The organism is Novosphingobium aeonii (assembly GCF_052279045.1).
In the GTDB taxonomy this organism is placed as follows: domain Bacteria; phylum Pseudomonadota; class Alphaproteobacteria; order Sphingomonadales; family Sphingomonadaceae; genus Novosphingobium.
Genome location: NZ_CP176832.1, coordinates 2,233,841 through 2,256,403, shown reverse-complemented (window position 1 = coordinate 2,256,403; position 22,563 = coordinate 2,233,841). Strand labels below are relative to the sequence as shown.

24 protein-coding genes are annotated in these 22,563 nt (G+C 65.3%); 15 read left to right on the top strand and 9 right to left on the bottom strand.

The annotated features are described in order from the left end of the window. Window positions 1-57 precede the first annotated feature (57 nt). Both grpE and hrcA read right to left on the bottom strand, forming a co-directional pair. On the bottom strand, window positions 58-633 hold the full coding sequence (grpE, locus tag ACLIMP_RS11030; protein ID WP_054438910.1) for a nucleotide exchange factor GrpE: 576 nt from the start codon (window positions 631-633) through the stop codon (window positions 58-60). 16 nt (window positions 634-649) lie between these two features. Further along, window positions 650-1,693 carry a heat-inducible transcriptional repressor HrcA gene (gene hrcA, locus ACLIMP_RS11025; RefSeq protein ID WP_054438908.1) on the bottom strand — a complete coding sequence of 348 codons (1,044 nt, stop codon included), beginning with the start codon at window positions 1,691-1,693 and terminating at the stop codon, window positions 650-652. Between the two features lie 220 nt (window positions 1,694-1,913). Between hrcA and rph the strand changes: the two genes are divergently transcribed. From rph to ACLIMP_RS11005, 4 genes are read left to right on the top strand one after another with little or no spacing between them, the layout of a single operon-like run. Next, window positions 1,914-2,630: a ribonuclease PH gene (rph, locus tag ACLIMP_RS11020; protein WP_054438906.1), complete on the top strand. Its 717-nt coding sequence runs from the start codon at window positions 1,914-1,916 to the stop codon at window positions 2,628-2,630. Next, entirely contained in the window at window positions 2,627-3,259 is a 633-nt protein-coding gene (gene rdgB, locus ACLIMP_RS11015) for an RdgB/HAM1 family non-canonical purine NTP pyrophosphatase (RefSeq protein ID WP_324695085.1), read from the top strand. The genes rph and rdgB overlap by 4 nt, the downstream gene beginning before the upstream one ends. Before the next feature lie 10 nt (window positions 3,260-3,269). Further along, on the top strand, window positions 3,270-4,421 hold the full coding sequence (gene hemW, locus ACLIMP_RS11010; protein WP_324695083.1) for a radical SAM family heme chaperone HemW: 1,152 nt from the start codon (window positions 3,270-3,272) through the stop codon (window positions 4,419-4,421). Then, complete coding sequence (locus ACLIMP_RS11005) at window positions 4,418-5,314, top strand: tyrosine recombinase XerC (protein ID WP_443477844.1); 897 nt, start codon at window positions 4,418-4,420, stop codon at window positions 5,312-5,314. Before hemW ends, ACLIMP_RS11005 begins: the two co-directional genes overlap by 4 nt. Window positions 5,315-5,320: 6 nt before the next feature. On the opposite strand, the gene aqpZ is transcribed toward ACLIMP_RS11005, so the two are convergent. After that, on the bottom strand, window positions 5,321-6,019 hold the full coding sequence (gene aqpZ / locus ACLIMP_RS11000) for an aquaporin Z (RefSeq protein WP_054438899.1): 699 nt from the start codon (window positions 6,017-6,019) through the stop codon (window positions 5,321-5,323). Between the two features lie 440 nt (window positions 6,020-6,459). On the opposite strand from aqpZ, the gene ACLIMP_RS10995 reads away from it, so the two are divergent. From ACLIMP_RS10995 to ACLIMP_RS10980, 4 genes are read left to right on the top strand one after another with little or no spacing between them, the layout of a single operon-like run. After that, a complete protein-coding gene (locus ACLIMP_RS10995; protein WP_443477843.1) occupies window positions 6,460-6,669 on the top strand; it encodes a cold-shock protein in 210 nt (69 codons plus the stop codon). Window positions 6,670-6,727: 58 nt separating this feature from the next. Then, complete coding sequence (locus ACLIMP_RS10990; protein ID WP_054438896.1) at window positions 6,728-6,946, top strand: hypothetical protein; 219 nt, start codon at window positions 6,728-6,730, stop codon at window positions 6,944-6,946. 60 nt (window positions 6,947-7,006) lie between these two features. Then, window positions 7,007-7,285: an antitoxin Xre/MbcA/ParS toxin-binding domain-containing protein gene (locus ACLIMP_RS10985; RefSeq protein WP_054438895.1), complete on the top strand. Its 279-nt coding sequence runs from the start codon at window positions 7,007-7,009 to the stop codon at window positions 7,283-7,285. Between the two features lie 8 nt (window positions 7,286-7,293). Continuing rightward, window positions 7,294-7,545: a hypothetical protein gene (locus ACLIMP_RS10980; RefSeq protein ID WP_443477842.1), complete on the top strand. Its 252-nt coding sequence runs from the start codon at window positions 7,294-7,296 to the stop codon at window positions 7,543-7,545. 32 nt (window positions 7,546-7,577) lie between these two features. Here the strand turns inward: ACLIMP_RS10980 and ACLIMP_RS10975 are convergent, their stop codons facing one another. Further along, entirely contained in the window at window positions 7,578-8,738 is a 1,161-nt protein-coding gene (locus ACLIMP_RS10975; RefSeq protein ID WP_324695073.1) for a penicillin-binding protein activator, read from the bottom strand. Between the two features lie 41 nt (window positions 8,739-8,779). On the opposite strand from ACLIMP_RS10975, the gene rsmI reads away from it, so the two are divergent. The 7 genes from rsmI (at window position 8,780) to ACLIMP_RS10940 (ending at window position 15,086) form a co-directional block, all read left to right on the top strand. Continuing rightward, a complete protein-coding gene (rsmI, locus tag ACLIMP_RS10970) occupies window positions 8,780-9,607 on the top strand; it encodes a 16S rRNA (cytidine(1402)-2'-O)-methyltransferase (RefSeq protein WP_324695071.1) in 828 nt (275 codons plus the stop codon). Then, complete coding sequence (locus ACLIMP_RS10965) at window positions 9,604-9,966, top strand: YraN family protein (protein WP_443477841.1); 363 nt, start codon at window positions 9,604-9,606, stop codon at window positions 9,964-9,966. The genes rsmI and ACLIMP_RS10965 overlap by 4 nt, the downstream gene beginning before the upstream one ends. Window positions 9,967-10,084: 118 nt before the next feature. After that, window positions 10,085-11,071 carry a glutathione synthase gene (gene gshB, locus ACLIMP_RS10960; RefSeq protein ID WP_054438888.1) on the top strand — a complete coding sequence of 329 codons (987 nt, stop codon included), beginning with the start codon at window positions 10,085-10,087 and terminating at the stop codon, window positions 11,069-11,071. A 30-nt stretch (window positions 11,072-11,101) separates the two neighbouring features. Next, entirely contained in the window at window positions 11,102-11,701 is a 600-nt protein-coding gene (locus tag ACLIMP_RS10955; RefSeq protein ID WP_324695066.1) for a DedA family protein, read from the top strand. Between the two features lie 65 nt (window positions 11,702-11,766). Continuing rightward, a complete protein-coding gene (locus tag ACLIMP_RS10950) occupies window positions 11,767-12,165 on the top strand; it encodes a Rap1a/Tai family immunity protein (RefSeq protein WP_324695064.1) in 399 nt (132 codons plus the stop codon). A gap of 157 nt (window positions 12,166-12,322) precedes the next feature. After that, the gene (gene parE / locus ACLIMP_RS10945; protein ID WP_132468792.1) at window positions 12,323-14,320 is read left to right on the top strand and encodes a DNA topoisomerase IV subunit B; all 1,998 of its coding nucleotides are present in this window, start codon (window positions 12,323-12,325) and stop codon (window positions 14,318-14,320) included. Next, entirely contained in the window at window positions 14,313-15,086 is a 774-nt protein-coding gene (locus ACLIMP_RS10940; RefSeq protein ID WP_132468791.1) for a hypothetical protein, read from the top strand. Before parE ends, ACLIMP_RS10940 begins: the two co-directional genes overlap by 8 nt. A gap of 6 nt (window positions 15,087-15,092) precedes the next feature. Here ACLIMP_RS10940 and ACLIMP_RS10935 read toward each other — a convergent pair whose 3' ends face one another. The 5 genes from ACLIMP_RS10935 to ACLIMP_RS10915 all read right to left on the bottom strand — a co-directional run bounded on the left by ACLIMP_RS10935 (window position 15,093) and on the right by ACLIMP_RS10915 (window position 22,074). Then, window positions 15,093-15,809 carry an NYN domain-containing protein gene (locus ACLIMP_RS10935; RefSeq protein ID WP_185997429.1) on the bottom strand — a complete coding sequence of 239 codons (717 nt, stop codon included), beginning with the start codon at window positions 15,807-15,809 and terminating at the stop codon, window positions 15,093-15,095. A gap of 14 nt (window positions 15,810-15,823) precedes the next feature. Continuing rightward, window positions 15,824-17,044, bottom strand: a complete 1,221-nt coding sequence (locus ACLIMP_RS10930) for a glycosyltransferase family 87 protein (protein ID WP_324695059.1) — start codon at window positions 17,042-17,044, stop codon at window positions 15,824-15,826. Between the two features lie 248 nt (window positions 17,045-17,292). After that, the gene (locus ACLIMP_RS10925; RefSeq protein WP_324695057.1) at window positions 17,293-18,243 is read right to left on the bottom strand and encodes a glycerophosphodiester phosphodiesterase family protein; all 951 of its coding nucleotides are present in this window, start codon (window positions 18,241-18,243) and stop codon (window positions 17,293-17,295) included. 100 nt (window positions 18,244-18,343) lie between these two features. Continuing rightward, window positions 18,344-20,836 (bottom strand): TonB-dependent receptor, encoded by a 2,493-nt coding sequence (locus ACLIMP_RS10920; protein WP_443477840.1) that lies wholly within the window; start codon window positions 20,834-20,836, stop codon window positions 18,344-18,346. Window positions 20,837-20,937: 101 nt separating this feature from the next. Continuing rightward, window positions 20,938-22,074, bottom strand: a complete 1,137-nt coding sequence (locus ACLIMP_RS10915) for an ROK family transcriptional regulator (RefSeq protein WP_443477839.1) — start codon at window positions 22,072-22,074, stop codon at window positions 20,938-20,940. Window positions 22,075-22,563: the final 489 nt, after the last annotated feature.

The following is a 22,563-nucleotide window of genomic DNA, read 5'->3' as shown; positions in this document are numbered from 1 at the left end:
GACGCCCCGCCCCCGTTCGTCCCTGCGGGACTTGACGGCAGGCGGGGCGCGAAGGGATCAGTCAGGCTTCTTTGCGACGGCGACCATGGCCGGGCGCAGGAGGCGATCCTTGATCATGTAGCCCGCCTGAAGCTCCTGCACGACAGTGCCGGGTTCCGCGTCGGCCGAGGGAATCTCGATCATCGCCTGATGCTGGTTGGGGTCTAGCGGCAGGCCCATCGCCGCGATGCGGCTGATGCCGTGGTTCGTGAACACCTTTTCGATCTCCCGGCCAGTGGCCTCGATACCGGCGACGAGGCTCTTCAGCTTCTCGTCCTCGCGCAGTTCGGCGGGGATCGCCGAGAGCGCCCGCGTCAGATTGTCCGCAACCGAAAGGATATCGCGGGCAAAACCGGTCGCCGCATAGGCGCGCGTGTCCGCAATGTCCTTTTCGAGACGGCGACGCACGTTCTGTGTCTCGGCGCGCGCATAAAGCGCGTCCTGCTTGGCGACTTCGATTTCCTCGCGAAGCTTCGCGATTTCACCGCTGTCCTTACCACTGTCGATCATGTCTTCGGGCACGCCCTTCAGTTCTTCCGCGATCGCGGGATCTACAGTCTGACCCTCTGGCGGCTGGGTCTTGTCGTCAGTCATTATTCTGTTGTTCCAACTATCCGATGAGCTTGCCCAGGCTCTGGGCGGTGAAGTCCACCATGGGGACGACGCGCGCATAATTCAACCGAGTCGGCCCGATTACCCCCACGACGCCCACCACGCGGCCTTCGCGGTCGCGATAAGGCGAGGCGATCACGGACGAGCCCGACAGAGCGAAAAGACGGTTCTCGGAACCGATGAAGATACGGGTCGATTCGGCTTCGCGGGCAAGGTCGAGGAGTTCGGCCACGGATTGCTTGTTCTCGAGATCGTCAAGCAACGAACGCACCCGTTCGAGATCGACCAGCGCGGTCTCGTCGAGAAGGTTGGCCTGTCCGCGCACGATCAGCACCGGGCGCGCCATGGCATCCTCGCTCCACACCGCAAGCCCCCGCTCCACGAGATCGCGGCTCGCCGAATCCAGGGCGGATTTGCCGGTGGCGATATCGGCGCGCATCGCCCTTGCGGCCTCGCTCAGCGTACGGCCAGCGAGGTGCGACGAAATGTAGTTCGAAGCTTCCTCCAAAGCGCCCGGCGGCAATATCGCGGGAAATTCGACGATGCGGTTCTCTACAGCGCCATCTTCTCCCACCAGCACTGCCAGCGCTCGCCCCGCAGCCAGCGGAACGAGTTGCAAGTGCATCAGGCGCGGCTCGCGGCGCGGCACCATCACGACGCCAGCTCCGGAAGTAAGGTTCGACAACAGGGAACTGGTCGCTTCGAGCGCGGCCTCGATCGGGCCGGGTGCGGCGATTCGGCTCTCGATCGCCATGCGTTCCTCGGCGGTGGGCTCGGCCACCTGCATGATGCCGTCCACGAACAACCGAAGCCCGGCCTCGGTCGGCAGGCGTCCGGCGCTGGTGTGCGGCGCGGCCAGAAGTCCAAGCGATTCGAGGTCTGCCAGAACCGAGCGGATCGACGCCGAAGACAACTGCACCCCGCCCGGCCCCGCCAATACCTTGGATCCGACCGGGGTTCCGGTCGCCAGATAGCCCTCCACGACTAGGCGGAAAATCTCCCGCGCGCGGGCGGTCAGTTCATTGATGGGCGTCGTCGGCATGTACCTTCAATCTAGGGATTGGGATTGCAGCCTCAAGCACAATGCGCAGCCTGTTTCCCGATTGTCGCATTTTCCGAGCCGTCAGGTGTTTCCACCTGACTTGAAAATGCAAGTTTACCGTTTGTCGCATTTTCCGAACCGTCAGGTGTTTCCACCTGACTTGAAAATGCTCTAGGGGGCGCGGGTAATCGACGATCCGAACTAGACCAAAGGAACCTCCATGCGACCTTCCGGCCGTACGCCCGACGAGATGCGCACCATCGATATCCAGACCGGTTTCACCAAGCACGCCGAAGGTTCGGTGCTGATTTCCTTCGGTGATACCCGCGTCCTCGTCACCGCCTCCGTCGAAGAGAAGGTGCCGCCGTTCCTTCGCGGCAAGGGCGAAGGCTGGGTAACGGCCGAATATTCGATGCTGCCCCGCGCAACGCATACCCGCGGTAGCCGCGAAGCGGCCAAGGGCAAGCAGTCCGGCCGCACGCAGGAAATCCAGCGCCTCATCGGCCGCAGCCTTCGCGCCGTGGTCGACATGAAGAAGCTCGGCGAACGCCAGATCGTGCTCGACTGCGACGTGCTTCAGGCGGACGGTGGCACCCGCACCGCCTCGATCTCGGGCGCGTGGGTTGCGCTGCGTCTTGCCGTCGACAAGCTGATGGCGGACGGCAAGATCAAGGAAGACCCGATCCAGGCCCGTGTTGCCGCCATTTCCTGCGGCATCTGCAACGGCACCCCGGTGCTCGATCTCGACTATATCGAGGACAGCGCCGCCGATGCCGACGCCAACTTCGTGCTGATCGAGGGCGGCAAGATCGCCGAGGCACAGGCCACTGCCGAAGGCGCGACTTATGACGAGGAAGGCCTCCTGCGCCTGCTTCGCCTCGCCCGCATCGGCTGCGACCAGATCTTCGCCGCCCAGGCCAAGGCAGTCGGCCGTTGAGCAATCGCCGTCTCCAGGGCGAACGCCTCGTCATTGCCACGCACAATGCGGGCAAGCTGAGGGAAATCGGCGCCCTGCTCGCCCCTTACGGGATCGAGTGCGTTTCCGCCGGGGAACTCGGCCTGCCCGAGCCCGAGGAGACCGGCACGACGTTCGTCGAGAACGCACTGCTCAAGGCCCATGCCGCCGCGAAAGCCGCGCAGCTTCCTGCGCTGGCTGACGATAGCGGCATGTCGGTAACGGCGCTGGGCGGAAAGCCCGGCGTCTACACCGCCGACTGGGCCGAACGGCAGTGGTTCGAGGGCGAACCCGGCCGGGACTGGTTCATGGCGATGGGCAAGGTTGAAGGCCTCCTTTGCGAACAGGGCCCTGAAGCCGACCGTTCGTGCTGGTTCTCCTGCGTCCTCGCGATCGCTTGGCCGAACGGCGATGAAGCGGTCTACGAAGGCCGCTCCAACGGGACTTTCACGTGGCCTCCGCGCGGAAAGTTGGGTTTCGGCTACGACCCCTGTTTCGTGCCGGACGGCCTCGACCAGACCTTTGCCGAAATCGCGCCTGAAAAGAAGCACGAGATCAGCCACCGCGCCGATGCTTTCGCCAAGCTGGTCGCGGAGCAGTTCCCGAGCTAATCTGCCGATCATGGCCCGCGCGCTGTACATCCACTGGCCGTTCTGCCTCGCAAAGTGTCCCTACTGCGACTTCAACAGCCATGTCCGCGAGCGGGTCGAGATCGCGCGCTGGGAGGCGGGGCTGCTGGCCGACATGCGGCATGAGCATGCGGTGGCAGGCGGGGAACCGCTCGATTCGATCTTCTTCGGCGGGGGCACGCCCTCGCTGATGCCCCCTGCCCTCGTTGCGCGGCTGCTTGACGAGGCGCAGAAACTCTGGGGTTTCGCGGATGGAATCGAGATCACGCTGGAAGGCAATCCTTCCTCCGTCGAGGCCGGCAATTATGCGGCGCTTGCCGATGCCGGTGTAAACCGGGTCTCGCTCGGCCTTCAGGCGCTGGACAACGCAACTCTGCGGTTTCTTGGCCGTCTTCACGATGCGCAAGAGGGACTGAAAGCGCTTGAAGTGGCACAGAAACGCTTTGAGCGCGTCAGTTTCGACCTGATCTACGCCCGCCCCGGCCAGACGCCGGACCAGTGGCATGCCGAACTGTCCCATGCCCTGTCCTTCGGCACCGGACACCTCTCGCTCTACCAGCTGACCATCGAGCCGGGCACCAAGTTCGCGACCATGGTTCGCCAGCATGAATTCGAGCCGCTGGACGAGGACGCCTGCGCCGACATGTTCGCCCTCACCCGCGAGATGACCGCTGGTGCCGGCCTGCCCGCCTACGAGATCAGCAATCACGCCCGCCCCGGCGAGGAAAGCCGCCATAACCTGACCTACTGGCGCTATCAGGACTATTGCGGCATCGGCCCGGGCGCTCATGGCCGGCGCGGCGGGGTGGCCACCACCCGCCACCGCAAGCCCGAAAACTGGCTTGAAGCCATCGACCGCGCCGCGCACGGCATCAACGAGAGCCGCGAACTCGGCCGCCGCGAGCAGGCGAGCGAGGCCATGCTGATGGGCCTGCGCCTGCGCGAAGGCGTGGACCTTGGCGCGATGTCCGCGCGGTTCGGGCTGGACGCGGCGCAGCTTTGCGATCCCGCCAAGGCCGCATTCTACGAGAAGCAGGGGCTGATCCGGCGCAGCGGCTTGCGGCTGCACGTCACCGAATCGGGAATGCCGTTGCTTGACGGCTTGCTGGGCGAAATCGTGCCCGAAGACCTCGTCGAACCTTGACCAAGGCGGACCTGCTCGAAACCTGGGGCAATCACCTCGGCAACGCGCGGCGCCGCAGCCCCCATACCTTGCGCGCCTATCTCGCGACCGCGGCCCGCCTGATCGACCGGACCGGGGCGGAGGACTGGAATACCCTGGCCCGGCTCGAAGCGGCGGAGCTGCGTCTTCACCTTGCCGACCGGCGCGAACAGGGCATCGGCAACGCTTCGGCCGCGCGCGAACTTTCCGCACTGAAGAGCTTCCTCGCCTTCGCCCGGGAACAGATGGGCGTGGCCCATGCCGCGCCGCCGCGGCTCAGGGGGCCGCGCCTCAAGAAAGGCCTGCCGCGCCCGGTCACGCCGGACGAAGCCGTCAATCTCGCCGCCACGGTGGAGGAAGACGCGCGCGAGCCGTGGATCGGCGCGCGGGACCGCGCGGTCCTGCTCCTGCTCTACGGCGCGGGCCTGCGCATTGCCGAGGCCCTGTCGATCGAAGGCAGCGCCCTGCCCCTGGGCGAGACCCTGATGGTGACCGGCAAGGGCGGCAAGCAGCGCATGGTGCCCTTGCTGCCGATCGTGCGCGATGGCGTGGCAGACTACATCCACAAGTGTCCATGGCCGATGGTAGCGGGCAGTTCGATCTTCCGCGGGGCCAAGGGCGGAGCGCTTGCCCAAGGCATGGTCCAGAAGGCGGTCGCGCGCGCGCGCATTTCCCTTGGCCTGCCTGCCAGCGCCACGCCCCATGCCCTGCGCCACAGTTTCGCCACCCACCTGCTCGGCGCCGGGGCGGACTTGCGCAGTCTCCAGGAACTGCTCGGCCATGCCAGCCTCGGCTCGACCCAGATCTATACCAAGGTGGATGCGGCAACCCTGCTCGACGTCTACCGCAATGCGCATCCGCGCGAGCAGGGTTGATCCATTCTAGAGAGCGCCTTCGTTAGGCGCCAGCAGCGTGCGCCAGATGAGGGCGCCGATGGCCGCGCCGATCAGCGGCGCCAGCCAGAAGGCCCATAGCTGCCCCAGCGCAGCGGTTTCGGCGAAGAGCGCCACCCCGGTCGACCGGGCGGGGTTGACCGAGGTATTGGTTACCGGGATCGACACGAGGTGGATCAGCGTCAGCGCCAGGCCGATCGCCAGCGGGCCGAACCCGGCCGGAGCGATCTTCGAGGTCGACCCGAGGATGACGATGATGAAGCCCGCCGTCAGGATCGTTTCGATCAGCAGCGCCGAATGAAGCGCATAGCCACCGGGCGAAAGCGCGCCATAGCCGTTCGTCGCAAAGCCTTCGGGCGTCCAGCCCGCCTTGCCCGAGGCGATCGCGTAAAGTGCGCCCGCCGCCACGATCGCGCCGAGAACCTGCGAAATCCAGTAGGGAACGAGGTCTTTCCAGTCCAGTCGGCCGCCGATCGCCATGCCGAAGGAAACCGCCGGGTTGAAATGCCCGCCGGATATGCTGCCCACTGCATAGGCCATGGTCACGACCGTAAGGCCGAAAGCCAGGGCGACACCGGCAAAGCCGATGCCAAGCTCCGGAAAGGCTGCTGCAAGAACGGCCGAACCGCAGCCTCCGAAGACGAGCCAGAATGTACCGAAGAATTCCGCTGCCAGTCGCTTCGACATAACGCCTGCTCCCCAAATGGTTGCGCGCCATGGGTACTCCACTATTACTGCGTATGAAAGTGTACTTTCGGGAAGCGCCGTTCTTTATTCTGATGGAAAAAGACGACCTTCTCCCCCCGGCCGGTCGCTCTCTTGGGGGAAGTAATTTTTCATGAAAGTGGCGGCGGAAGTCCGGCTTGCCCGGAAGCGATCCCGAAAATGCGCGGCGGGCGATTTCAGAGTGGATCTGTGCCGGGCCTGCGGCGGCATAATTAAATAGGACAGACCTTCGGGCCGTGTTACACTCGCCCGATAGATTTGATCTTTCAGATTTCGATGGCCGCAACGGCACTCCCATGAAATCGGGAATCACGCCTTTATTGGCCATTTCGATTAATCGTTTTTGAAAATCTCTCTCCACATTCTCGCTTTTGCGGGACGTTTTTCATGAGAGGGAAAACATGCAAACCGGAATTGTCCAATTCCTTAGCCTTGAAAAAGGTTACGGCTTCTTGCGTCCCGAGGACGCCGGCGGAGACAACTTCGTCCACATATCGAGCGCTCATGCCGTGGGGCTTGAGACCCTGGCACTGGGCGATCGCTTCACTTACGACATTCAGATCGCGCGCAACGGGAAAGCCTCTGCCGTCAATCTGGTGAAGCTGGCCTGATGCCCGGCGCCCCCCTGACACAACCCCGGCAACCCGGGTCGGGCCCATGGCGCAGCTGATGAGCCTGACCAAAGCATTCTGCGACGCAAGGGCGCAGGAGGCGGCCTCTGCCGCCCAGCAGGCGATGCTCTCGAATGTGCGGGAGCGCGAACTGCGCTCCGAAGCCGCGTGGAGAGCGATGTCCGACCGTATCAGCAAGATGGAAGCCAGCCGCGCTCTCCGCGAGGCGGAGCGTGCCCAGACCGAAACCACCGAGCATACCGAACAGCCCACTTGAGGCCCCGTCGCGGAACATTTCCGGCTTCGGTTGCGCGCTCATTCTGAAGGGAACACGACGATGACGGATACTCCCCCCGATCCGGCCCCGCGCAAGAACAGGAACCGCTGGCAAGCCCGCAACCCGCTCACGCAGGATGAAGCGCGGCGGCAAGGTGACGTGACGCGGTGCGCGCTCCTCACGCTTGGAAACAAGGACGCGGCCATCGCCTATCTCAACGAGGACCGGGACGACCTTGGCGGGCGGCCCATCGATCTGGCGCTGGCCACTGCCGAAGGCTTCAGGCGCGTCGTCGCCCATCTGGCGGACCTTCCGGCTCCCTCGCCCGCGATCGGATAGGCCCGGCCATGACCAGCGGGCTGATCCTGGCCTGTCTTCTGATCGCCGCGATAGGCACCGGGATCGTCTGCCTGATCATAAGGGCGCTACGCCGGTCGCGCGCAAAAAACGAAAGCTGGCGCCGCCCCGATCCCGATCTCGAGATTCTGGACATCGCCAGCTTTCAGGCGAAACTGGAACGCCAGATCGGCAAAACCGCTGCGGACCGGCGAAAAGCCTCGAAGATGTTACCCGAGGACGGCGGCAAGCCGCCGTCCTAGCCGGCCCCCCGAACGCAGCCGGATCGCGAGACCTAGTCCTTGGCGAAACCGCTGGGGGCAGCGCTGATGACCTTGATCGCGCCGCCGTCCACCGCGCGAACCTCCAGAGCGCGTTCGATCAGGCCGTTCCGGTTGAAGCGGAACGGACCGTCCATGCCGAGGAAGCCACCCGGATCCAGCATCTCGCCGGTGGGGAACGCCTTGCCGGGAACCCAGGCGCGGGTAACGCGCAGGGTCAGCAGCACGGCATCGTAGCCAAGCGTTGCGATGCGGAAGGGCGCGGCGCCGAAGCGGCTGCGATAGCTCTTGGAAAACTGCGCGAAGCGAACGTCGGACACGGTGGAGAACCAGGCGCCGTTGAGCGCCGGGCTGGTGGCCAGTTCGCGCTCACCGCCCCACAGTTCGGTGCCGAGCAGGCGCACGCCCGCACCGCCACCGGCCGCGCGGTAGGAAACCGCTGCCCTGGCCGAAAGGCTGCCGCTGTCAGCGATGAGCAGCGCGCCGTAACCGCTCTTGGCCTTGATGCGATTGGCCGCCGCACCGATCGAGGCGGGGGTGCGATCATAGGTTTCCATGGCCACGACCGAGCCGCCGCTGTCCCGCACCGAGGCGAGGAGCGAGCTGCTCACGCGTTCGCCATAATCGCCCTTGGGTACGAGAGCCGCGAAGGTGCTGATGCCCTTGCCCCGCGCATAGCCGACCGTGCGGGCGATCGACTGGCCCGGCAGGTTACCGATGATGAAGACATCCTTGCCGGCCGCCTTCTCGTCGTTCGAGAAGGAGATGAGCGGCACGTGCGCAGGCTTGGCGACAGCCGCGACCGATGCGATGTCGTCAGACAGTAGCGGACCGAGAATCAGCTTGTTGCCGTCGGCGATGGCGCGGCGGGCGGCTTCGCCCGGATTCGTGCCGGTGTCGTAAGTGGTGATGCGCAGGTTCTTCGCGCCGGTATCGAGCAGCGCCATGTTCGCCGCATTGGCGAGCGACTGGCCGACGCCCGCGTTGGGCCCGCTGATCGGCACCAGCAGCGCCACGCGGTGACGTTCGGTATCGGTGGGAATCTCGCTTTCCGGCGCCGTTGGCGTGGGGGCGGGAGCCGGCGCGGGCGCCTTGGGGACCACTGCGCAACCCGCGAGGGCTGCCATCGCTGCCGCCGCGAGAAGATTGCGCCGGTTCAGGCGATTATAGAACATTGCTTGCCGCTCCCATAGTGCTTGGGCCATGAGTCCCTGCGATGGAACACACTCTCACCTCAGGCCTCTACATAGTGGCAACCCCGATTGGCAACCTTGGGGACATTACCTTTCGCGCCGTGGAGATCCTCAAAGGCGTGAGCGCGGTCGCTTGCGAGGACACGCGCATCACCGGGAAGCTCCTGCATCACCTCGGCATCAAGCAGAAGATGATCCGTTATGACGATCACGCCGGCGAAGCCGACCGCGAGCGGCTGCTGGCGCTGATGGAAAGCGAGCCGGTGGCCTTGGTCAGCGATGCCGGAACGCCGCTGATCTCCGACCCCGGCTATCGCCTCGTCAGGATCGCGCGGGAACGGGGCATTCCCATCACCAGCCTGCCGGGCGCGAATGCGGCGGTCATGGCCATGACGCTTTCCGGCCTGCCGAACGACCGCTTCCTGTTCGCCGGCTTCCTGCCCAACAAGGCCAAGGCGCGCGAGACGGTGCTGGCGGATCTCGCCAGAGTGCCCGCCACGCTGATCTTCTACGAAACCGCCCCCCGTCTCGGCGATGCGCTTGAGGCCATCGGCGCGGTCCTGCCCGGCCGCGAAGTCGCGGTGGCGCGCGAACTTACCAAGAAGTTCGAGGAATGCCGCAGCGGCACGCCCGGCGAGCTTATCGCCCATTACGCGGCGCACCCGCCCAAGGGCGAGATCGTCCTGCTCGTCGCCCCTCCCGGCGAGGAACCGATCGGCGAGGTGGATGTCGATGCCCTGCTCCGCGCCGAACTGGCGCTGGCGAAGCCCTCACAGGCGGCCGGAACGGTGGCGAAGGCGACCGGGCTCGACCGCAAGGTGCTCTATGCCCGGGCGATGGAGCTGAAGTGAACAGGCAGCGCGCCGAAGCGGAGCGCAAGGGGCGCCGGGGGGAGGCTCTGGCCGCATGGTACTTGCGGCTCACCGGCTGGAGCATCCGCGCCCGGCGGGTCAAGACCGGTCGCGGCGAGGTCGATATCGTCGCCCGGCGCGGCCGCACGCTGTGCTTCGTCGAGGTGAAGTGGCGCGCGCGCCGCGCCGATCTCGACCATGCGATAGATCATCACCGCCTGCGCCGCGTGGCGGCCGCCGCCGAGGCCGTCGCCCACCGGTACCGGAAGCCGGGCGACAGCCTGAGGGTGGACGTCCTGCTGATGGCGCCCGGCTGCTGGCCGCGCCGGATCGCCAATGCCTGGCAGCCGGACCTGTAGCCCGATCCGCAAAGTTGCAGGACCGGCCCCAAAATCATTCGCGCCCGGCGCCGATTCCGATTAAGCCGCCTTCCCGAAAGATACCGCTCGGTACATATCCGCGAGGACCAGACTTTTCATGACCTTACGCATCGCCGTTCAGATGGACCCGCTGGAATCGATCAAGATCGCGGGTGATTCCTCGTTCGCGCTCATGCTCTCGGCGCAGGCGCGCGGGCACGAACTGTTCCATTATGACGTTCGCACGCTCGCCTATGACGCGTCCTCTGGCGCGGCCGGACGCCTCACCTGCTGGGGTGCCCCGGTTACGGTTCAGCGCGTGGAAGGCGCGCACTTCACGCGCGGCGAGTATCGCCTGATCGACCTCGTGGCCGATATCGACGTGGTGCTGATGCGGCAGGACCCGCCTTTCGACCTCGGCTACATCACCGCCACGCACCTGCTTGAGCGGCTGGCCGGGCAGACGCTGGTGGTCAACGATCCGGCTTCGGTCCGCAATGCGCCCGAAAAGGTCTTCGTGCTGGACTATGCGCGCTTCATGCCGCCCACCTTCATCGCCCGCCGCATCGAGGACGTGCGCCTGTTCCAGCAGCGCAACGTCGAAGCCGGTTTCGGCGGCGACCTCGTCATCAAGCCGCTGCACGGCAACGGCGGCAAGGCAGTGTTCCGCGTGCCCGCCGACGGCAGCAACCTGGGCGCGCTGATCGAGATGTTCGAGAACGCCTGGGTAGAACCGTTCATGGTCCAGCCCTTCCTCCCCGACGTTGCCGAGGGCGACAAGCGCATCGTCCTGGTGGACGGCGTGTTCGCAGGCGCCATCAACCGCAAGCCCGGTGCCGGCGAATTCCGCTCCAACCTCGCGGTGGGCGGCTCGGCCGAGGCCACCGGCCTCACTTCGGCGGAAGAGGAAATCTGTGCGGCGCTTGCCCCGGAACTCAAGGCGCGGGGGCTGGTTTTCGTCGGTATCGACGTGATTGGCGGGAAATGGCTGACCGAAATCAATGTGACTTCCCCCACCGGCATCGTCGCGATCGACCGGTTCAATGGAACCGACACCGGCGCCATGATCTGGGACGCCATCGAGGTCCGCCACGCCGCGATGTAGGCGGTTACCGCCAGGCCGGAGCAGCGCCGCATGAATGAATGGGTGATCTCCCTCGTCGAGGGCGGCGGCTATTGGGGCATCCTGTTCCTCATGGCGCTGGAGAACATCGTGCCGCCGATCCCCTCGGAGCTTATCATGGGCCTCGCCGGGATCGCCATCGCGCATGGCCGCATGGATTTCCTGCCGGTCCTGCTCGCGGGAACGGCAGGCGCCACGCTCGGCAACTACGTGCTGTTCCTCGCCGCCGACCGCCTCGGCTACGAGCGTCTCCGACCGCTGATAGATCGCTGGGGCCGCTGGCTGACGCTGGAATGGGGCGACGTGGAGAAAGCCGGGCATTTCTTCCGCAGGCACGGCCACTGGGTGGTGTTCGTCATGCGCTTCATGCCCATGTTCCGCACCATGGTCTCGGTTCCGGCCGGGCTCGCCCACATGCGGCACCTGCCCTTCCTGCTTTACACCGCGGCCGGCGCGGCGATCTGGAACACGATCCTGCTGATGGCGGGCCGGTGGCTGGGCCATACTTTCGCCGAGGCCGAAACCTGGATCGGATGGGGCACGCTCGCCTTCGCGCTGGGCACCGTGGCCTGGTATCTCTGGCGCGTGATCTCGTGGAAGCCGTCGAACTGAGGGCGCGCCTCAAGCGCCGAGGGCCGCCGAAAAACGGCTCGCATATGGGTTGGAGAGTTTCAAGAATGATGTCCCGGAAGCTGGCCTGCCTTGCCCTGATCCTGCCGCTGGGGTTCGTGCCCGGCGCCGCCAATGCCAGTTTCTATACCGGCGCCCAGCTCTACGAGAGCTGCACCGCCCAGCGCGGCAGCAACAGCTACGTCGAGAAGACCTACGAATGCATCGCCTACATCACCGGCGCGGTGGATGCCTTCAATACCGCGCACAAGTCCAAGAGCTGCATTCCGGCAGGGGTGACGATCAGCCAGCTCCGGGAAGCCACGGTCGGCTACCTGCACGACAATCCCAAGGTTCACAGCGAATCCGGCTCCGACGTGGTCTTTGCCGCCACGCGTAGCGCCTGGCCCTGCGCCGGGGCCGCAACGAAACCCGCGGGCAAGACGGGCAAGACCAGGAAGAAATAGACCCGGCAAACACCCCCGCGAATCGCCATCGGCCACGCGGTGCTTCCCCTCCCCGCGCCTGCCCGAATCCCGAAAAAGATCAGACCGCGAACATCTCTTTGCGGATAAGCACGAAGCCGTGCTTGATCGCGGGTTTAGCCGCCCTATAGTCCCGGCCATGTCCGATGACCTGTTCGACAAGCTCCCGTCTGCGGGCGGGGAATCCTACGATGGTTCCGCGATCGAAGTGCTGGAGGGGCTCGAGCCCGTCCGCCGTCGTCCCGGCATGTACATCGGCGGCACCGACGAGCGCGCGCTGCACCATCTCGCCGCCGAAGTGCTGGACAACGCGATGGACGAGGCCGTGGCCGGCCACGCCAACCGCATCGAAGTCACGCTGGACGAAGGCAACCGGCTGACCATCACCGACAACGGTCGCGGTATCCCGGTTGACGAACACCCCAAGTTTCCCGGCAAGTCGGCGCTGGAGGTCATCCTCTCGACGCTGCACTCGGGCGGCAAGTTCTCCGGCAAGGCCTATGCCACTTCGGGCGGCCTGCACGGCGTCGGCATCTCGGTGGTCAACGCCCTGTCCAGCCTTACCCGCGTCGAAGTGGCCCGCAACAAGGAACTCTTCGCGCAGGAATTTTCGCGCGGGGTCACGCTCGGGCCGCTCCAGAAAGTCGGCGCGGCGCCCAACCGGCGCGGCACGGCGGTCAGCTTCACGCCCGATACCGAGATTTTCGGAGACCAGCAGTTCAAGCCCGCGCGCCTGTTCAAGCTGGTGCGTTCGAAGGCCTATCTTTTCGCGGGCGTCGAAATCCGCTGGAAATGCGCGCCCTCGCTCGCTTCCGAGGATGTTCCCGCCGAATCGACCTTCCAGTTCCCCGGCGGCCTTGCCGATCATCTGGCGGAGCAGATCGGCACCCGTGAATGCGTGACCACGCAGTTCTTCTCCGGGCGCCAGGATTTCCAGCGCGGCGATGACGGTTCCGAACAGGGCCGCGTCGAATGGGCGATCGCCTGGCCGCTCTATTCCGACGGTTCCTATTCCTGGTACTGCAACACCATCCCCACCCCGGACGGCGGCACGCACGAACAGGGCCTTCGCGCCGCGCTGACCAAGGGCATCCGCGCTTTCGCGGACCTGGTGGGGCAGGCCAAGAAGGCCAAGGACATCACCCCGGATGACGTGGTGACCGGCAGCGAAGTCATGCTCTCGGTCTTCATCCGCGATCCCCAGTTCCAGAGCCAGACCAAGGACCGCCTCACCAGCCCCGAGGCCGCCCGCCTCGTGGAAGCGGCGGTGCGCGACCATTTCGACCACTTCCTCACGGACAACCTCGATCGCGGCAAGGCGCTGCTCGGCGCGGTGATGGAACGCATGGACGATCGCCTGCGCCGCAAGGCCGAGCGGGAGGTCAAGCGCAAGACCGCCACCAATGCCCGCAAGCTGCGTCTTCCCGGCAAGTTGACGGACTGTTCGGGCGAGGGGCCGGGCGAGACCGAACTGTTCATCGTCGAAGGCGATTCGGCAGGCGGATCGGCCAAGCAGGCGCGCAACCGCAAGACCCAGGCCATCCTGCCGATCCGGGGCAAGATCCTCAACGTGGCCTCGGCCACGGCGGACAAGATCCGCGGGAACTCGGAAATCGCCGACCTCGGCCTCGCGCTCGGCTGCGGCACCCGCAAGGACTGCAACGCCGACAACCTGCGCTACGACCGCGTCATCATCATGACCGACGCCGACGTGGACGGTGCGCATATCGCCACGCTGCTGATGACCTTCTTCTTCCAGGAGATGCCGGACATCGTGAAGCGCGGGCACCTCTACCTCGCGCAGCCGCCGCTTTACCGCCTCACCGCAGGCTCGACTTCGGCCTATGCCCGTGACGACGCACACCGCGCCGAACTGGAAGCAACGGTGTTCAAGAACAAGAAGGTCGAAGTGGGCCGGTTCAAGGGTCTGGGCGAAATGAACCCGCAGCAGCTTCGTGAAACGACGATGGCGCCGGAAAGCCGCTCGCTCATCCGCATCACCCTGCCGCCGGAATACGAGGGCCGCGCGGCGGTGAAGGACCTTGTGGACCGCCTGATGGGCCGCAATCCCGAACATCGCTTCATGTTCATCCAGAACCGCGCCGGTGAGATCGACCCGGAGCTGATCGATGCGTAACGCTCTTATGCTCGCGGCGCTGGCCGCGATCTCGTTCACCCCGGCCGGGGCCGTCCCCTCGCTTGCCGCCACTGCGGCCGTCTCGCAGCAGGCGGTTTGGGACGAGCTTGCCGGTATCGTCGTCACTGACGAGCAGATGGCCCGGTCGAGCAACGCCATGCTGAAGGCCATGGTTGACGGTCTGGCCGCCGACGAGGAAATGGCCGAACTCGAAACCGCTTATCCCGGCCTGCTCCGGGCATTTTCCGATGCCCTGAAGCCGATGATGGTGCAGGAAGCCCAGCGGATCGTGCCACTGTACCGCAGCGATCTCGCGGCGCTCTACAAGGCGAACCTGTCCGCCTCGGAGGCGGCCGAAATCGGGGTTTTCCTCCGTTCCCCGCAAATGACGCGCTTCATCTCGACCGTGGCCGAACGCAACGCGATGGGCGCCACCGCCCGCGATGCGATGGCTTCCAGGGAAATATCGGCGGAGAGCCTTTCGGCCGATATAGGTTCCGCCGCGATCGATGCCTCGCTTCAGGTAGACGGTGCGGACATGAAGTTCATCAAGGACTTCTTCGCCACGCCGCTGGGCAAGCGGATGTCGGCGCTGAATGCGCAGAAGATCCAGATCGACGCCAGGTGGTCGAACTATATCTCGCCCGAAGCAGAGGCCGAAGTCGGCCCGCTGGTGATCGAGGCCATGGCCCAGCACATCGCCAAGACCGATCCCGAAGTGGCGGCGGAAGTGCGCAAGACCAAGCTGGACACCTCCGCAAATTAAGCGGCTCTAGCGCGTCCGCTTGACGAACAGCCCGCTTTCCCGCCGCTCGGTCGCGAAATTGGGCAGTGTCTGCACCAGTTCCGACAAGCGCGAGAAACCATAGCTGCGGGCATCGAAGCTGGAGCGGTTCGCCACGCGCTGCCCCACTTCGGACAGGCTCGCAAACCCCATTTCGTCCCGCTTGCTGGCCTTCCACGCCTCCCCCAGCAGCTTCACCAGTTCGTCGTCGATGGCGGGCTTTGCCGCTTCGCTCGCCGGTTCGACCGCGTCCTCGTCCGGCATGGCGTCGAGATCGATGAACCGCGTGCAGGCCTCGCGAAACGCCTCGGGCGTGCGGGCGGTGCCGAAGCCATAGACCGGCGTGCCGTTCTGACGGATGCGGATGGCGAGCGGCATGAAGTCGCTGTCGCTCGTCATCAGTCCGAAACCGTCGACATGGCCTCCGTATAGGAGGTCCATCGCGTCGATCGTCATCTTCATGTCTGTGGCGTTCTTGCCCTTGGTCAGGTCGAACTGCTGCTGCGGCTCCAGCGCGTGGCGATGCACGAGCCGGGACCAGCCCTTGAGCGCGGGCTTGCTCCAGTTGCCGTAGATGCGCCGCACGTTGACCGTGCCGAGATCGCCCAGGATCGTCAGCGCCGCATCGAGATTGGCGGGAGAGGCATTGTCGGCATCGATCAGCAGCGCGATGTTGCGGCCGATGCGGGGCTTGGGTTCGGGCACTTTTGGCTCCTTTATCAGGGTATTGCCCTGGAATGCCCGGAAGCTTCCGAGGTTGCCCTCCGCCAGACTACCCCGAAGAACAGCACGAGGACCAGAGGCATGACCGGGATATCGAAGCCAAGCGCCAGCGGGCGCGCCAGCGCGGGCGCGGCAAAGGCGAGCACGAGCGCCAGCTTCTCGTAAGGCGCAAAGCCGCTGCGCAGCCCCTCGCCCACCAGCCAGAGCATCGGGAAGGCCAGCAGCACCATGTCATAGTCCAGCACATAGGGCGTCGCCAGGGGGGCGCCGGCCAGCATCAGCGCGGCCAGCCCCGGCGTCCAGGCCCCTGCCCGTCCCTTGCGCAGGCAGGCCCACAGCACCAGCCCGGCCACCGCCAGCGTCACCAGCCCCTGCACGGCATAGCTCAGGCCCATCGAGGTGCCGATGAGGCGCATTCCCGCAAACGGGCTCATCATCTTGCCGTAGCCGATCTGCCCATGGGCCATCGCCGCCTGCGCCCGCTCGCTCGCCCCCAGCCAGCCGATCCAGGCCTGCGCGCCGAATGCCCATGCGGATAGCAAGGCCAGCGCCGCGGCCGTGATGCAGGCCGAGGCGATGACCCGCCATTGCCCCGTCGCCACCAGCACAAGGGGGAGCAGCAGCCCGAACTGCGGCTTGATCGTCGCCAGCCCGAACAAGGCGCCCGCGATCCAGGGCCGGGTCGGCACCAGCCAGGCGCCCAGCCCAAGCAGGCCGCAAACAAGGAATGCCGTCTGCCCATGTGTCACGACGATCGGCACTGCGGGGAAGGCCGCGAACAGGAGCCACAGCGGCACCCCGGTCGCCGCCCGTTCCCACCAGCACCGCACCGCGCCGAGGTACAACGCGCCCGTCATCAGCAACCATGCCCCGAGCGCCGGAAAATAGGGCAGCCCGCCAAGCGGCCAGCAGAACGGCAGAAACGAAGGCGGGTAATAGAATGCGGTATAGGCGCCTTCCGCCGAGAAATAGGTGCGCTGCGCCGCGATATGCGCGGCCCCGTCGTATGGGTCGCCATGGGCGAAGAGCATGTGGCCCGTCGTCCAGAAACTGATGAAGTCGCTGCCGAGCAGATAGCCGTTGGCATCTACCCCCCCGTGCGAGGTTCCCACCAGCCAGGCCAGCATGACGGCGGCAAGCACCGCGAAGAGTCGCAGGTATCCGGTGACGCGCGCGGCGCCCAGCCAGTCCATCCGTTTCAGGAAATCAGCCCCCATGCCCCGCTGTCTGCAACGCCCCGGCGGCGAAGTCCATGCCTCGCCCGAGGTAGCGGGCTCCGCGCTTGCCTTGCCGGCTCGCAAAACATGGACCTCGCAGCGCGTCCTGCAACCGACTGGAGTTCTTGAAGGGAACGAGGGCCTTTCTCAGTTCCGCTCCGGCTGATTGTGCTGTTGGTGCGGGCAGCCTTGGTACGGGGCCGGGCACTGCGTGGAGGGCCCCGCTGTTGGAAGCCCCTCCCCGATCATTACCGCCGACCGCTTGCGTCACGCATCGCCAGCATCGCTTCGGGCTCGTCGGTCAGCAGCATGGAAACACCTTCGCGCACCAGACTGCCCCATACGGCATCCGGCGCGCGCAAGGCATCCCTGTCGCTCCCAGCACCAAGGACGAAATTGCCGTCGAGCATGTTCACCCACAGGCGAACGCCCAGCGATTGCGCGCGCTTGACAATGGCTGGCAGCGCCTCGCGCGGGAGGCGGTAGGGAAGCTCGATGCCGACGGGTTTGATTTTGCCGGACATTTGCGCGGCGATCATGTCGGGAATGCTCTTGCCGCTGTCGTCGCCGTCCTTTGGGATGACAAGGAAAGGCACCTCATCATAAGGCGCCATCGGGGCCAGCGGTTGCGAGCCCACGCCGACCCGCGTCTTCAGCGTCACGCGGTTCTGGGCGCCCGCCTTGCGCACGGCGGCGATCACTTGCGGGTAGATGGCGTCCTTGACGTCCAGGTTGAGCGTGATGCGATCCTTGGCGAGCGCCAGCATCTCATCCAGCGTGAGCACGAACTGGTCGGTTGCCGCGGCATCGCTGCCGCCCTCGTCCTGGCGCAGTCGCAGGCTCTTGATCTGTGCCAGGGTGAGATCGGCGACCTTGCCGGTGCCGGTGGTCGTGCGGTCCACAGTCTCGTCATGCATGATGACCAGGTAGCCGTCCTTGCTCTCGAGCACGTCGGTTTCCATCATATCGACGCCCATCGCCGCGCACTTTTCGAGAGCCTGCACCGAATTTTCAGGCGCCGCGCCGAAGCCGTGAAGAGGCGCCGGTTCGTGGCAGCCGCGATGGGCGACCACGATGAGCCGGCCATGCGGATCGCGGATCTGGGCCATGATCTCGCCGGTGGAACGATGGGTGGGTGCGGCATGTGCAGCCGTAGCGGCCAGCGACAGCGCGGCCGCGGCAAGAAGAATGATCTTCATCGAGCGTTTCCAGTATCGAAAAGGGAGTGCCGCGGCCTTGGCGGCGCGGCGGAAGCGGCCCGAACACAAAGGTCCGGGCCGGACAGTCAGCGCGTGATCGTCACCACTTCAGGCCGAGCACGAAGCGCACGTTACGGCCCCACAGCGGACGCCCGAAGATTGCCTCCGGCGTGCCCTGACCGGTCAGAGTATCGCCGGCGGTGTTGCCTTCGGGGAAGTCGTGGGCATTGGTGATGTTGTCGCCCACGACCTGAAGGCTCCACCGCCCGTGGTTGAAGGTCGCGCCCGCGCTGAAGTAGCCATAAGCGGGCAAGGCCGTGGTGTTCGTGACGTCGACATAGCGCTTGCCGACGTAATCGTAGCGACCGTAGAGGCTCAGGTGATCGCCGCCCGCAAGGTTGAAATCCAGGCTCGGGCGGATGTTGCCGTAGACCTTCGGCTGGCGCACGATCTGCTTGCCCAGCACGTCCCCGGCGTCGGCGCCGGTGCTGCTGGTGAAGTTGATGTACTTGGGATCCTGCACCGTGACGGCGCCCGCGATCGAGAACGGTCCCGCCACGCGCAGCAGCCCGTCTGCCTCCACGCCCTTGTCCTCTGCCGATCCGAGGAACTGGATCGGCTGATCGCTGCGGCCCGTCACCGGGTTGTAGGTGGCGAAGCTGGCATTGAGCGGGTCGAACCTGGTGTAGAACCCCGTGAGGTAGAGGTAGGAGCGGCCGAATACAGCCTTGACCCCTGCTTCGTAGAGCTTGGCCTTCGATGCCGTGTACGAAGCTCCGGCAGAGCCGACTACGGAGCCATTGGCAGGCACCTGAAGCTGCGACGCGCGGGCGTAGAGGCCGAAATTGTCCGTCAGGTCATAATTCGCGCCGACAGTCCAATTGGTCGCCTTGGGTTTGAACGTCGTGTTGACGATGGCGCCGGTGAAGCCGCGCGTGGCATTGTCCGCCAGCGTGGTGGCATCGCCCAGATCATAGGCTGCAGTGGTGCGCGAAAATCCGCTGTAGTCGTACCATTCCTGGCGCAAACCCAGATCGATGCGCAGCTTGTCGGTCACGTCCCAGCTATCGGTGCCGTAGACTGCGAACATCCTCGCCTCGTACTTGCCGCCGATCAGCGACGCCGCATCGGTCAGTGCGCCGTTATCGGTAACATAGCCGCTGACCGAGCCGGTCGCACCATAAGCGACAAGGTCGAGTACCTGCGGCTGATTGGCCACTTGCAGCAGATAGTTCTGATAGACCCCGAAGATCGTGCTGCCCCAGGTCGCCCCGTAGACGCCGACGCGAACATCGTGGCTGCCCAGGCCGGTTTCGAATTTGCGGGTGACGCTCAGGTCGCCCTGGCCGGAATAGAATTTGGCGTCGGTGTGGCGATACTGCGCCGAAAGCACGAGGCCGGATTCGCTGTTCGGATCGTAGACAGTCGCGCCGCTGGTGCCGGCGATGGCATAGCCCAGCGACGCGACGTTCCCGAACGCGGACTGTGCTGCCGACAGATAGCCGGCGGCGAACGTATCCGCATCCACCGGATTGGAGGTCGTGTAGAGGGCATCGAAGGTCGAACGCCCCTGCGTATATCCGGCTTTGGCCGATACGTGCCACTCGCCGAAATCGCCTTCATAATCGACCTGCACATTGCCGAACCGCATGTGGCGGCCATTGGCAAGGTCGTAAGTGTTGCTCTGGACCTGTCCGCTACCGTCGCGATAGGCAATGTTGGCGGCGCGCAGCGCCGGGGTATCGAGCGTGCCGGTCAGCGAATTGAGGTACGGGTTCAGGCTGACCGAAGGATCGCGCGGATCGGCGGTGGGCAGCGAGAGATAGAAGATGTTGTGATCGTTGGTGTACTGGCCCGACACCTTGATCGAACCGTTATCGAAATCATGCTTCAGATTGGCGCGGATCTGGCCCCCGCGATCGGCAGGGAAGCCTGCATCGCGATACCCGTCGTTCTGGCGAAGGAAGCCGCCGACGGCATAGTACGTGTCCTTGCCCAGCGGACCGGACTGATAGGCATCGAGGCGGTAGAGGCCGCTGGTGCCCAGCGTCACTTGCGCTTCACCCTGCGGCGTATCGCTGCCGGTCCGCGTGATGACGTTGGCGATGGCCGCCGCGCCGCTGGCATAGATCGGTGCCGGGCCGCCGCGCACCACTTCGACCCGCTGCGTCATCAGGTCGGTACGGTTCATGCCGTCTCCGGAATTGAAGAAGTAGCCGTCCAGATCGTGAAACAGCGGCAGGCCGTCCTGCTGGAAATAGAGGTAGCCGCGGTCGGTGGGAATGCCGCGCACGCGGGTGATGTTCTGCACTTCGCCGCCGGTCGATTCGACCTGAACGCCGGGAACGACGCTGAAAAGCTGGGCCATGCTCTGCGGAGCGAGCTTCTTGATATCGTCTTCGGACAGCGTGTTGACGGCATAGGACACATCGAACCGGCGCTGCGCACGGGCGGAACCGGTAACGATGATGTCGGTCGGCCGGGCATCTTGGGACGCGGTCGCCGTGTCCGTCGCCGATTGGGCGAGCGCGGGCGCGCCGGTAAGCAGCGCTGCCGCTGCGGCGTTCATTAGCAGGAATGACTTCGGTTGCATGGAATCCCTCATGAGCTTGCGTTCTCGAGGGGCGCTCTCGGCGCGTTCCGTGACGGTTTTAATTGCTTTCATGAAATTAAATGGGCGGCGTCGCTGGCGGCTCAACCTCGCGCCCCCAGAACGTCGTGCAGAGGCGCGAGCGCAGCGCCGAGCACCACCGCCTTGCTGGCGAGCGAGGACGCATAGATGCGCGGCGTAGGGGCCCGATATCCGGCGAAAAGCCGGCCGCAGTGGGCCTCCACCTGCTCGGCTAGCGCGGCCAGAACGGCCCTGGGCAAGGCGCCCGAGATGACCACCGCGCCAGGATCGAGCCAGGCGACGCCGCTGTGAACCGCCGTGGCCAATTGTGCCGACGCCCGCTCGATCCACGCATCGAAGACCGCGCGATGGCTGTCCATCACCCCCTCCAGATCGGCCAGCGAACTGGCCTCTGCACCGGCGTCGCGCAGGGTCTGGAGCAGGTCGATGCCGGATGGACGCGGCTGATCTCCGGGAAACAGGCGTCCGACTTCGCCGGCGTTATGGAATTCTCCCACAAAGAGATCCCGTTCGGCAATCAGTCCACCGCCAACGCCGTGGCCGAGGAAAAACACCAGGATCGAACGATGGCGGCTGATGATCTCCGGGCGATAGTATTCGGCAAGCGCGGCAGCGGCTGCATCGTTCTCGATCCAGACGGGCATGTCGAGAACGCTTTCCAGTACCTGCTGCAACGGGATGTCGTCCCAAGGCGCGATCCAGTCGACCACACTGCGGCGGTTGCGATCGCCGCCGATGGCATATCCCGCCACCGCAACGCCAAGCCCCAGAAATCGGCCGCGCATGAAGCCGCGCTCGGCCGCCAATGCCCGCAGCCGCTCGTCCAGGGTACGTGCGAAGACCTTGGGATCGCCTTGCGCGAAGGGCCGCGAATCCTCGAACAGCACTTGCCCCCGGAAATCGATGACCGCCAGTTCCAGCCAGCCGGGATGGACAGTGGCGCCGACGGACCAGCCCCCGTGCCCCGCGATGGATACCGGAACGGTCGGACGTCCCCGTACCGTCACCGGGCTGGCCGGGGTCTCCTCCACCAGTCCAAGAGCGGAGAGTTGCTGGGTCAGGCGCGTCAAGGTCGCCGCGTTGATATCCAGCGTCTGTGCCAGATGAACCCGGGCGGTGGGCCCGTGAATCCGCAGATGCTGTACGACGCGGCGCTGGGCATCGCTGAGTTGGAGCTGGGGGCGCATCATGACCGGCATGGCCGCCGCCCATATATTTTCATTGCGTCAAAAAAATGAAGGCAAACGGGTTTGGAGCGCGCGTGCATGGCCGGCTCTCCCGCAACCCTGCATCCTGCCGAGAACGCGTCTCGCTGCTCTATTTCCTCACCGTCCGGACGGGCATTCCCATTGTTCTCGCTGGAAGCCTGTTGACGATCCTGATGGTCTGGGACGGATTGGCCGACCTTGCCGTTTCCTATGTTATCGATGATTTTGTCGAGTTCAGGGCTGGATCACCCAACCGCCGGGATGCCTCACTTTCTGATCACTGCAGCCAGGTCGTAAACTCATGCTTGGATCGAGCTGCTTGCTGCTGGTTCATCGCTGGTCGAGGCGTTCGGCGAAGCGGCCGCTTTCGGGATTGCCGCTGTAGACCACCTGCGTCTGGAAGGAGGCGCTTTCTGCCGGAGGCCCCTGCCATGCGCTCGGGATCAAAACCGCCTACGAATCGCAGTGCGATCTCGGTCT

Bases quoted from the DNA above. Each gene is read 5' to 3' on its own strand.
- ACLIMP_RS10920 (WP_443477840.1), bottom strand. From the start codon at position 20,836: ATGCAACCGAAGTCATTCCTGCTAATGAACGCCGCAGCGGCAGCGCTG.
- rsmI (WP_324695071.1), top strand. From the start codon at position 8,780: ATGGAACACACTCTCACCTCAGGCCTCTACATAGTGGCAACCCCGATT.
- ACLIMP_RS10925 (WP_324695057.1), bottom strand. From the start codon at position 18,243: ATGAAGATCATTCTTCTTGCCGCGGCCGCGCTGTCGCTGGCCGCTACG.
- ACLIMP_RS10930 (WP_324695059.1), bottom strand. From the start codon at position 17,044: ATGGGGGCTGATTTCCTGAAACGGATGGACTGGCTGGGCGCCGCGCGC.
- ACLIMP_RS10950 (WP_324695064.1), top strand. From the start codon at position 11,767: ATGATGTCCCGGAAGCTGGCCTGCCTTGCCCTGATCCTGCCGCTGGGG.
- ACLIMP_RS10940 (WP_132468791.1), top strand. From the start codon at position 14,313: ATGCGTAACGCTCTTATGCTCGCGGCGCTGGCCGCGATCTCGTTCACC.
- ACLIMP_RS10995 (WP_443477843.1), top strand. From the start codon at position 6,460: ATGCAAACCGGAATTGTCCAATTCCTTAGCCTTGAAAAAGGTTACGGC.
- aqpZ (WP_054438899.1), bottom strand. From the start codon at position 6,019: ATGTCGAAGCGACTGGCAGCGGAATTCTTCGGTACATTCTGGCTCGTC.
- grpE (WP_054438910.1), bottom strand. From the start codon at position 633: ATGACTGACGACAAGACCCAGCCGCCAGAGGGTCAGACTGTAGATCCC.
- parE (WP_132468792.1), top strand. From the start codon at position 12,323: ATGTCCGATGACCTGTTCGACAAGCTCCCGTCTGCGGGCGGGGAATCC.
- ACLIMP_RS10915 (WP_443477839.1), bottom strand. From the start codon at position 22,074: ATGCCGGTCATGATGCGCCCCCAGCTCCAACTCAGCGATGCCCAGCGC.
- ACLIMP_RS10990 (WP_054438896.1), top strand. From the start codon at position 6,728: ATGAGCCTGACCAAAGCATTCTGCGACGCAAGGGCGCAGGAGGCGGCC.
- ACLIMP_RS10955 (WP_324695066.1), top strand. From the start codon at position 11,102: ATGAATGAATGGGTGATCTCCCTCGTCGAGGGCGGCGGCTATTGGGGC.
- ACLIMP_RS10985 (WP_054438895.1), top strand. From the start codon at position 7,007: ATGACGGATACTCCCCCCGATCCGGCCCCGCGCAAGAACAGGAACCGC.
- hrcA (WP_054438908.1), bottom strand. From the start codon at position 1,693: ATGCCGACGACGCCCATCAATGAACTGACCGCCCGCGCGCGGGAGATT.
- rph (WP_054438906.1), top strand. From the start codon at position 1,914: ATGCGACCTTCCGGCCGTACGCCCGACGAGATGCGCACCATCGATATC.
- gshB (WP_054438888.1), top strand. From the start codon at position 10,085: ATGACCTTACGCATCGCCGTTCAGATGGACCCGCTGGAATCGATCAAG.
- ACLIMP_RS10975 (WP_324695073.1), bottom strand. From the start codon at position 8,738: ATGTTCTATAATCGCCTGAACCGGCGCAATCTTCTCGCGGCGGCAGCG.
- hemW (WP_324695083.1), top strand. From the start codon at position 3,270: ATGGCCCGCGCGCTGTACATCCACTGGCCGTTCTGCCTCGCAAAGTGT.
- ACLIMP_RS10980 (WP_443477842.1), top strand. From the start codon at position 7,294: ATGACCAGCGGGCTGATCCTGGCCTGTCTTCTGATCGCCGCGATAGGC.